The 9,230-nt window shown below is 39.2% G+C and carries 8 protein-coding genes and 1 pseudogene; 8 read left to right on the plus strand and 1 reads right to left on the minus strand.

Going from position 1 to position 9,230, the window contains the following annotated elements; all coding sequences use genetic code 11:
* Positions 1-17: 17 nt before the first annotated feature.
* The 6 genes from tsaB (at position 18) to fadD (ending at position 5,349) form a co-directional block, all read left to right on the plus strand.
* Complete coding sequence (gene tsaB, locus H4J69_RS14490) at positions 18-719, plus strand: tRNA (adenosine(37)-N6)-threonylcarbamoyltransferase complex dimerization subunit type 1 TsaB (RefSeq protein ID WP_220466033.1); 702 nt, start codon at positions 18-20, stop codon at positions 717-719.
* A 66-nt stretch (positions 720-785) separates the two neighbouring features.
* The gene (locus H4J69_RS14495; RefSeq protein WP_182217528.1) at positions 786-1,265 is read left to right on the plus strand and encodes a hypothetical protein; all 480 of its coding nucleotides are present in this window, start codon (positions 786-788) and stop codon (positions 1,263-1,265) included.
* Between the two features lie 57 nt (positions 1,266-1,322).
* On the plus strand, positions 1,323-2,003 hold the full coding sequence (locus tag H4J69_RS14500) for a M50 family metallopeptidase (protein WP_182217530.1): 681 nt from the start codon (positions 1,323-1,325) through the stop codon (positions 2,001-2,003).
* Entirely contained in the window at positions 1,990-2,568 is a 579-nt protein-coding gene (locus H4J69_RS14505; RefSeq protein WP_182230857.1) for a Slp family lipoprotein, read from the plus strand. Before H4J69_RS14500 ends, H4J69_RS14505 begins: the two co-directional genes overlap by 14 nt.
* Before the next feature lie 5 nt (positions 2,569-2,573).
* Positions 2,574-3,446 carry an alpha/beta fold hydrolase gene (locus tag H4J69_RS14510; protein ID WP_182222479.1) on the plus strand — a complete coding sequence of 291 codons (873 nt, stop codon included), beginning with the start codon at positions 2,574-2,576 and terminating at the stop codon, positions 3,444-3,446.
* A gap of 238 nt (positions 3,447-3,684) precedes the next feature.
* Positions 3,685-5,349, plus strand: coding sequence for a long-chain-fatty-acid--CoA ligase FadD (gene fadD / locus H4J69_RS14515; RefSeq protein ID WP_182217534.1), 1,665 nt, complete (start codon positions 3,685-3,687; stop codon positions 5,347-5,349).
* Positions 5,350-5,409: 60 nt separating this feature from the next.
* On the opposite strand, the gene H4J69_RS14520 is transcribed toward fadD, so the two are convergent.
* On the minus strand, positions 5,410-6,156 hold the full coding sequence (locus H4J69_RS14520) for a YciK family oxidoreductase (RefSeq protein ID WP_070376239.1): 747 nt from the start codon (positions 6,154-6,156) through the stop codon (positions 5,410-5,412).
* 270 nt (positions 6,157-6,426) lie between these two features.
* Here H4J69_RS14520 and H4J69_RS14525 point away from each other — a divergent pair, with 270 nt between their 5' ends.
* Positions 6,427-8,847, plus strand: a complete 2,421-nt coding sequence (locus H4J69_RS14525) for a VolA/Pla-1 family phospholipase (RefSeq protein WP_182230858.1) — start codon at positions 6,427-6,429, stop codon at positions 8,845-8,847.
* Between the two features lie 179 nt (positions 8,848-9,026).
* A pseudogene (locus H4J69_RS14530) lies at positions 9,027-9,230 on the plus strand (protease SohB); the annotation flags it as partial.

The following is a 9,230-nucleotide window of genomic DNA, read 5'->3' on the forward strand; positions in this document are numbered from 1 at the left end:
GTATTAGAGAGAATAATTTGAATTTTTTGGCAATAGACGCTTCAACGGAAGCATGTTCAGTAGCATTAACGTTTAACGACCAAACGATCAGTGAATTTGAGCTAGCACCACAATCGCATAGCTTAGTGTTACTGCCGATGATTGACCGCTTACTTAAAAAAGCCGATATAACGTTAGCACAATTAGATGGGCTTATTTTTGGACAAGGACCGGGAAGTTTTACCGGCGTTCGAATTGGCGTTGGCGTCGCACAAGGCTTAGCTTTTGCTGCTGATTTAAAAGTTGTAGGGGTATCAACCCTGCAGGCTATGGCTCAACAAGCTTACAGTCGGCACCAGCAAGTAGAGGTTATTGCAACGATTGATGCTCGTATGTCAGAGGTTTATGCGGGCTATTATCGATTAAATGAGCAAGGTATTATGGAAGCTGCGCTGCAAGATACCGTATTAGCACCTGAAGAATTAGCTGAGTATTTGAATGAGTCTTTAACTGAAAATCAGCAGGTCTATGGTGTAGGAACTGGCTGGGACGCTTATAAAAATGAACTTGAGCCTTTAAAAATTAATGCGGGAACACCAGAGATACTTTTTCCTAATGCGGAAGAACTACTAGAAATTGGTCAGTATTACTTTTCTCAAGGTAAGGCGGTTAGTGCTGAAAACGCTCAACCGGTTTATGTACGTGATACTGTTTCATGGAAAAAGCTACCGGGTAGGTAATCGATTTTATTTAAGTGAAAATACAAAAAGTTTTGTAATTTGGCAAAACTTTGGTAAATTTAAACTATGCAAATAAATAGTACGAGTTCGTACACGCCCCAATCAAGCGCATCGTTGTCGGTTGATAATCAAAATCAGGTTGCTGAGCAACGTGATCGCTTTCGTGTCCAACAAATTGAGCAAAGTACAGGGCAAGCTGAAAAAACCAACAAAGACAGCACGCAACAAACCCAAGAGCAAGACCAACAAGCGAGTCAAGTTGCACGTTTTGATATCGATGAGCAAGCACTTGCTTTAGTCGAACAAGCTCAATTTGAGAATCAGCAAGCACAACTCAACTCAAGTGCATCACAAACCGTTTCAGCAAGTAATATTTCTTTTTCAGGCCAAACTAACCAGCAAGTCGGCAATAAAAATAATAGCCAAGCAAGTTATGACAGCCCATCAAAGCAAAACCAAACCGCAATTGCAGCATATTCTTCAGTAGATAATATTGCTCAACGTGAAAATATTCAGCAGGTATTTGGTATCGACTTACTTGTCTAATTAACACTAGCCGCGTTTTGTCACATATTCTTCTTTTATCATAATGAAAAATAATCCATGAATAGTAAGTCTTCGTCCTTTTTGAAAAAATATCACTTTTGGTTAATATTGATTACCGCATTAATTATTAGCCAAATTCCCATTGTTTCAATACCCTTCAAATGGCTTGAAAGTTATTTTCATGAAATCAGCCATGGCCTAGCTGCGCTCTTTACCGGGGGGACTATAGTACAAATTCAATTGTTTTCTAACGGGGCAGGGCTATGCACAACTCGTGGAGGAATGAATTTTTTTATTAGCTTTATGGGTTATGCTGGCGCGGCGTTATGGGGAATAGGGATTTACTTTATCGCGAGTATGCACCAACGGGCAGCACAAATATTAAGTGGTATTATCGCATTATTGTTACTAACCACTTTGATTTTTTGGGCGAGAGATATTTTAACGCTAATTATTATTAGTGTTTTGTTAGCACTCGTTTTATTGAAATTTAAATATAAAAAATTAAGTTACTTACAGACAAGTTTGCAAATAACAGGGGCAATTATTTTACTTAACAGTGTAAAAAGTCCTTGGTACTTGGTTGATGGACGAAACTTTGGCGATGGTGCTGCATTAGCACAACTGACTGGCATACCTGAATTTTTATGGGTCGTTATATGGTTTAGTATTGGTGTTGGTGGTATTGTTTGGTTAGCGAATATATCTAGAAAAGGTAAATATGATGAAAAAACGTAATATAATCTTAATGCTACCCTTATGGGTAAGTGCAATATTTATAAGTGGCTGTTCATCAGTTCCAGAAGCATTGCAGGTACCTGATAATACAGCATTAACAGACTTTGTCGTTGTTCGAGATAATGCTAATACAGAACAAGGAAATGCGGCTCGCTGGGGTGGCGTTATTGCAAAAGTAACCAATAATGCGAACAATAGTATGTTAGAAATTGTTCACTTTCCGTTAAAGTCATCAGCGATACCCAAGCAAGGTAATGAAACGTTGGGACGATTTCGTGTTTATTTTTCAGGTCTACTCGATCCCGTTATTTATAAAGAAGGTCGCAGTATAACTGCATTAGGCACTGTCGCCGCTTCAGAAGAAGGGAAAATTGGCGAGCACGAATATAATTATCCGGTCCTAACCGCGACAAAAATACACTTGTGGAAAGAAAAAAAGCAAGTCGATGTGCGCGTTATCCATAATCCATTTTGGTCGTCTCCTTCTTTCTGGCAGCCTCGCTATTCAAATTATCCAAGAAGAGTTGTAGTGAGAAAAGCACCAGCGCCTGTTAAAAAGAAATAGTCACCTTGCGTATCCCCGATAACGTCGAAGAGGTGAGTTTTAACTTAGGTGAACTCACCCTGACTGGTCTAGCTTGTGGTGACAAAAACGACGAGCTAGTCTTGTGTCTACATGGTTGGTTAGATAACGCGGCTAGTTTTGTACCTATGTTACCTTACTTTAAAGGTAAGCGTGTTATCGCTATAGATTGGCCGGGGCATGGCTTATCGTCCCACAGAAGTGCCGATGCCCATTATCATTTTATCGATTACGTTTATGATTTGTTATTGCTGTGGGAAGTAAATCACTGGCAGAAAGTTGATATAGTTGCCCATTCAATGGGCGGAATGATTTCATCAGCATTCTCAGCCGCTTTTCCTGAAAAGGTTAAGTCATTAACCTTACTTGATTCAATTGGCTTTATTAGTGGTGAAGCTGAGGAAGCGACCGAGCATTTACGTAAGGGCCTGTTAAGTCGTTTAACGTGCAATCAACAATTATCGCCTTCAGCAAAAAAGAAAAAATTTCACCCCAGTTTAGATTCTGCAATTAAGGCTAGAGTACAAGTGTCTGATTTAAACTTTCAACAAGCAAAATTATTGGTTGAACGGGGGATTATTGAAGATGGTAATGGCTTTATTTGGCGAACTGACCGTCGTTTAAGGAATACATCGCCGTATCGGCTGACGTTGGCGCAAGCAAAACAGTTTATTGAAGATATTACAATTCCTGTGCAATTAATTTATGGTGACAAAGGCTTGTCATTTGTACAAACTGGTTTGAAAGAATTTGGTCCATTGTTTGATAACTTTATCAGCTATAAATTAATTGGGGGACATCACTTCCATATGGCTGAACCTGAGCAGACTAGTAGACATATTTTAGAGTTTATTGGCTGATTTTTTCTAAATGTTACCGTTTATAAAGAGAAAACGGTAAACGTGGCTAAAATTTATAGACATCAGACCAGTAATCACGTAAAAAGAAAATTCAAACATCCGTTTTAAAAAATAAAAATTCATTCATATAGAGTAAAATGACGATATCGATTAAAAAATAATACGTAAAATATAAAAGTATTAATCGAGTAAAACCAATAATCGTCTACAGTTAAGCTATTATTAGAGGAGTCGCAAAGTGCAACAAACGCAAAAAATTTGGCTTGAAAAAAGTTATCCACCCGGTGTCCCATTTGAAATCGATGCAGATAAGTACTCCTCGTTATCTGATATGTTCAATAAATACGTTGATATTTATGCCGAACGCACTGCCTTTATTAATATGGGCGCAGAAATCAATTACCGAGATCTAGAGATACAATCAAAAGCGTTTGCTGCTTATTTACAAAATGATTTAGGTTTAGTTAAGGGCGATAAGTTTGCCATTATGGTACCTAATTGTTTGCAGTATCCTATTGCATTGTTTGGTGCTTTACTTGCTGGTTTGACCGTGGTTAATGTTAACCCGCTATACACGGCCCGTGAACTCGAGCATCAATTGAAAGATTCAGGCACTAAGGCAATGTTAATCATTGAAAACTTTGCTAGTACCTTAGAAAAAGTCATTGATAATACCTCAGTTGAACATGTCATTCTTACTTCATTAGGCGACCGACTGGGTACTGTAAAAGGTGCGCTAGTTAATTGTGTGGTCAAATATGTTAAAAAAATGGTACCAGCCTTTAAATTATCAAACACCATTAGATTTAATAAAGTTGTCTCTCAGGGGATGCTCAAAGCTTACACGCCAGTAGAACTTTGTGGTGAAGATCTTGCGTTCTTGCAATATACCGGTGGTACAACAGGTGTTTCAAAAGGGGCTATGCTGACCCATCGCAATATGATTGCGAACTTATTACAAGCAAAAGCCGCAATAAAGCCTTTGATGGAAGATGGCAAAGAACTCGTGGTCACCGCATTACCGCTTTATCATATCTTCGCATTAACGGCTAACTGCCTAACCTTTTTAACGTTAGGTGGTACCAACTTATTGATCACCAACCCTCGTGATATGCCTGGTTTTGTAAAAGAGCTGGCTAAATATCCTTTTACCGCAATTACTGGCGTTAACACTTTATTCAATGGCTTATTAAATACTCCTGGTTTTAAAGACCTTGATTTTAGTACATTGAAAATGTCGCTTGGCGGCGGTATGGCAGTGCAACGTTCTGTTGGTGAGGCATGGGAGCGTGTCACAGGCACACGTTTATTAGAGGGCTATGGCTTAACTGAGTGTGCACCTTTAGTAACATTATGTCCTTATGATCAAAAAAGCTATAGTGGCAACATTGGTTTACCGGCGTCATCGACAGATATACGCATCATTAAAGATGATGGTAGTGATGCTGAGATTGGTGAACCAGGTGAGATGTGGGTAAAAGGTCCACAAGTCATGAAAGGATATTATCAGCGCGAAGCGGACACGGCTGAAATTCTAAAAGAAGGTTGGCTGGCGACAGGCGATGTAGCTCTTATGGATGATAAAGGTTTCTTTAAAATTGTTGACCGTAAAAAAGATATGATTATCGTTTCAGGCTTCAATGTTTATCCTAATGAAATTGAAGAAGTGGTCATGATGCATGAAGGTGTATTAGAAGTCGCTGCTATTGGTATAGATAATGACGCAACAGGTGAAGCGGTCAAGGTATTTGTTGTGCTTAAGGATAAAACATTAACGGAAAAAGATCTGATTAAACATTGTCGCGCCAATTTAACCAGTTATAAAGTACCGAAGTATGTTGAGTTTCGAGATGACTTACCCAAAAGCAACGTAGGTAAAATTTTAAGAAGAGAATTACGATAATTCTTAATTGATAAAACATAAAGGCTGTAAGTTTATTCTTACAGCCTTTTTTTTAGCTGCTTATTTTGCTTTTTGCGCGTTAACTCGTTGGCCATTAACAGCCAAACTATCACTCGTCATTAAATACACATAGGCTGGCATTATATCTACCGGTTTTGCTGAATCGTTTTCATGTTCTGCTGGGTAGGCAGTGTTACGCATATTAGTGCGTGTTGCGCCTGGGTTTATCGCATTTACACGTAACGTGGTATTTTCGTATTCGTCAGCAATAACTTGCATTAACCCTTCTGTTGCAAACTTTGAAACGCTGTATGCCCCCCAATAAGCTTTACCACTATTACCAACACCAGAGGTGGTAAAGACCAATGACGCATGATCACTGAGCAGTAATGCAGGGATTAACGCTTGAGCCATTAGATGCTGAGCCGTGACATTAACTTGCATTACATCTTGCCAAATTTGTTGGTGTATCTGCGTGTAAGGTGTTAACTCACCTAGCATTGAGGCATTGAGTAACGCGCCATCAAGTTTACCAAATTGATTAACAATGGTCGCGGTCATATCTATGTAGTGCTGTTTGGTCGCACCCTTTAAATCAAGGGGGATAATGGCAGGTTCAGCGGAACCTTGTGCGATGATTTCGTCGTAAACTGACTCTAATTTAGCGGTTGTTTTTCCTAATAAAATAACCGTAGCACCTAATTCAGCATAGGTTAATGCCGCTTGGCGACCAATACCATCGCCTGCGCCGGTAACTAAAATTATTTTATTGGCTAAAGAATTTGCTGTTATTTGGTAATTAAACATAGTATCAATACAAATTATTTGAAGGTAAATAAGGCAGTAATTCTACTACTTTGACCTATTGACTGACGAGTAATATTTAAAAATTTTAGCTAAAATGTTAGTTAAAGTTATAATAAAAGAAGAAACCGCTAGCACTTAGGCAGTTCTTACGGTAAGTTTAACTGGTCGAACAAGTTAGTTTTGTGAGCTACGCTTCACGAAATTACAGATAAATAAAAAATAAAAGCATAAAAAGCTAAATAATATAAAGCTCGTCTGTGGGGAGATAAAATGAAAAAGCTCGTACTTAGTGTTGCTATTGCCAGTGTTCTTGGACTAACGGCATGTGATGATGAATCAATTAAAGATGTTCAAAATGAAGTGGTTGAAAACGGCAGTGCCGTAACACCAACCGCTCGTGTTAAATTTAATCCAAGTGCGGGTGCTGCCGGACTTTCTATTCCGAATGACTTGATTTTTTCTGGTACCGTTGACGGTACGTTAGAAATTCCTGTTGCAGATCCAACTGATGGTTCAGACCCTTTTGTAGCCATTAGTGCACTGGACGGTTGGTCTATTTCTCAGCCTTTTCCTCTTGGAATTGAATTCCCAACGGGTACATCTTTAGATGCCGCTAGTGCTTCTGAACCTGCGTCGGTAAGAGTCTTCGAAACAATTATGGGTGGTGATGCGAATGACAGTGATTGTACTGCTGTAACTCGTGGCCTTGCCTGTAAAGTTGTTGGTGAACTTGTGTTCATGCAAGATTTTGTTACGCAAAAATCTGGCGATAATGTTTTATTTATTCCGATTCAACCGCTTAAAGCAGAAACGACCTATGTTATGGTAATGACGAACAATCTTCGTGATAACAATGGTAAAGCTATTGCGGGTTCAACTACCTATGAATTAGCACGTCAAGATATTAATACTTTGCCACTAGGCAATGCATCGCAATTAGGTTTGCAAGCTGCAATTAATAGTTATGAGGCTGCTGTAGTCGCAGCAGGGGTTAGCAGTGATACTATTGTTTATACCGCTGCAATGACAACACAATCAACGACGCGTGTATTAAGCACGGTTAAGTCTTTGATGGCTGCTGGCGTACCTCAAATGGTTGCTAATGCTCAACAAGGAATCCCAGCAATTGGCGTAGCCGATACCGGTATTTCAGTTGCAAACGTATTAACGGGTTTAATTCCAGAAAGTTTGATCCCATTATATTCAGCAGCAAACTATATTCGTGGTTCAATTACACTTCCTTATTACTCAGGTGTACCTTCTGCTGAAAACCCATTAGCTCCTGTTAATGACTGGTGGCGTGCACGTTGTGATTCTGGCGCTACACTTGCTGGCTTAGCAGCAGCAAACCCAGCGGCGATCCCTGCTGATGCGTTAGATGCAAATGATGGTTTTTGTATGAATTTTGGTTTACGTGATTTAAGCTCAAGCGAAAATCCAGGATTAGCCACTCTTGATACTGAACGTAATTTAACTAAGTTTAACCCTATCCCAGCAACAAGCGTCATGATGCCGATTGATGTGCAAATGACTACTCCTGATTTAGCTTGGGCTAACCCAGTGCGTGCAAGTATGGATTTAGAGCCATTAGTAGAACCTGCTAACGGTTGGCCAGTAGCAATATTAGTGCATGGCATTACCTCAACCAAAGAGCAAATGTTGCCAATCACTGGCATATTATCTTTATTTGGAATAGCAACTGTTGCAATTGATCAGCCATTGCATGGTAGCCGTGGTTTTGATTTAGACGGTGACGGTACTGATGAAATTAATACCAGTACTGTGTCTACATTACACTATGTTAATTTGGGTAGCATGCTGAGTATGCGTGATAATACTCGTCAAAGTACTGCTGATTTATTAGGTTTGCGTTTAGGCATGAACTTTTTAGGTGGTGCTGACAGCGATGGTAACCCAATTAAAATTGATAGCAGTAAAGTACACCTTCTAGGACATTCATTAGGTGGTATATATGGTATGAATGCTGTTGGTTTAGCAAATACCGAACTAAATCCACAAATTGATGGATTATTCAAAATTGCTAGTACCTCTTTAGCTATGCCAGGTTTAATGTTAGCTAACTTTGGTTTAGACTCTCCAGCATTTGAAGGCTTGGCTAAATCTAATTTAACCATGCAGTTATCGCCTGACTTTGCCGCAGCAGTTGCAGCAACATTACCTGCTGATTATACTCAAGCCGAACTAAGTGCTTTCTATTTTGCTTTCTATGATGGTTTATCTATTGAGCAAAAAGCAACACTAAATGCTGGTTTCGCGCAGTTCACATTTGCGGCGCAAACCGTTACTGATTCTGGTGACCCTATTGCTTATGTACAAGCATTAGCTGCAACACAAACACCTACACACTTCATTGAAGTTGTTGGCGACGGCGCAGACAACCTTTCAGACCAAACAGTGACTAACAGAGCACCGTTTACACCTATGGGTGGCACAGAACCTGCTATTGCTTTATTAGGCTTGGAAGCTGTTAGTGAAACTACTGCTGGCTCTGGTGTGGTAAGATTTGTTCATGGTCATCATAGTTCAATACTTGACCCTCGTGCTAATGCTGCTTCACCTGATGCTGCGTTAAGTGCTAGAGCAACACAAGAGATGCAATCTCAAGTAGCCGTATTCTTTGCGACTATGGGACAATTAATTCAAGTAACAGATACAGGTGTTGTTAAATAACTTTAGCAACAACTAAAAAAACCCTCTTAGGAGGGTTTTTTATTGCCTTTTTATTGCCTTTTTAACTTATTAACTTTATTTATTTGCAATATGCCCCATATAGCTAATAGATAAATTTAAATATTAGCCTCAAGTCAATAAACGATTTAGACATATGAGGTTAATAACAGGAGAATGTATTGGAATTTTTGTATGAGTACGGGTTGTTTTTAGCTAAAGCGATCACCTTAGTTATTGCGATTGTCGCAATTGTCACGGTTATTGCTTCTTCAGCGATGAAACCCGCCGGTAAAAAAGGTGAGTTAGAGCTTAATGACTTATCTGAAGAGTTTATCGATGTTGAAGAAGATATTATTCATTACCTCTTATCAAAAGAAGAATTA

Source organism: Colwellia sp. BRX10-9, assembly GCF_014077405.1.
In the GTDB taxonomy this organism is placed as follows: domain Bacteria; phylum Pseudomonadota; class Gammaproteobacteria; order Enterobacterales; family Alteromonadaceae; genus Colwellia_A.

Excerpts from the sequence above, each read along its gene's own strand:
- H4J69_RS14520 (WP_070376239.1), bottom strand. The coding sequence starts at position 6,156 with ATGTTTAATTACCAAATAACAGCAAATTCTTTAGCCAATAAAATAATT.
- H4J69_RS14500 (WP_182217530.1), top strand. The coding sequence starts at position 1,323 with ATGAATAGTAAGTCTTCGTCCTTTTTGAAAAAATATCACTTTTGGTTA.
- H4J69_RS14505 (WP_182230857.1), top strand. The coding sequence starts at position 1,990 with ATGAAAAAACGTAATATAATCTTAATGCTACCCTTATGGGTAAGTGCA.
- H4J69_RS14495 (WP_182217528.1), top strand. The coding sequence starts at position 786 with ATGCAAATAAATAGTACGAGTTCGTACACGCCCCAATCAAGCGCATCG.
- H4J69_RS14525 (WP_182230858.1), top strand. The coding sequence starts at position 6,427 with ATGAAAAAGCTCGTACTTAGTGTTGCTATTGCCAGTGTTCTTGGACTA.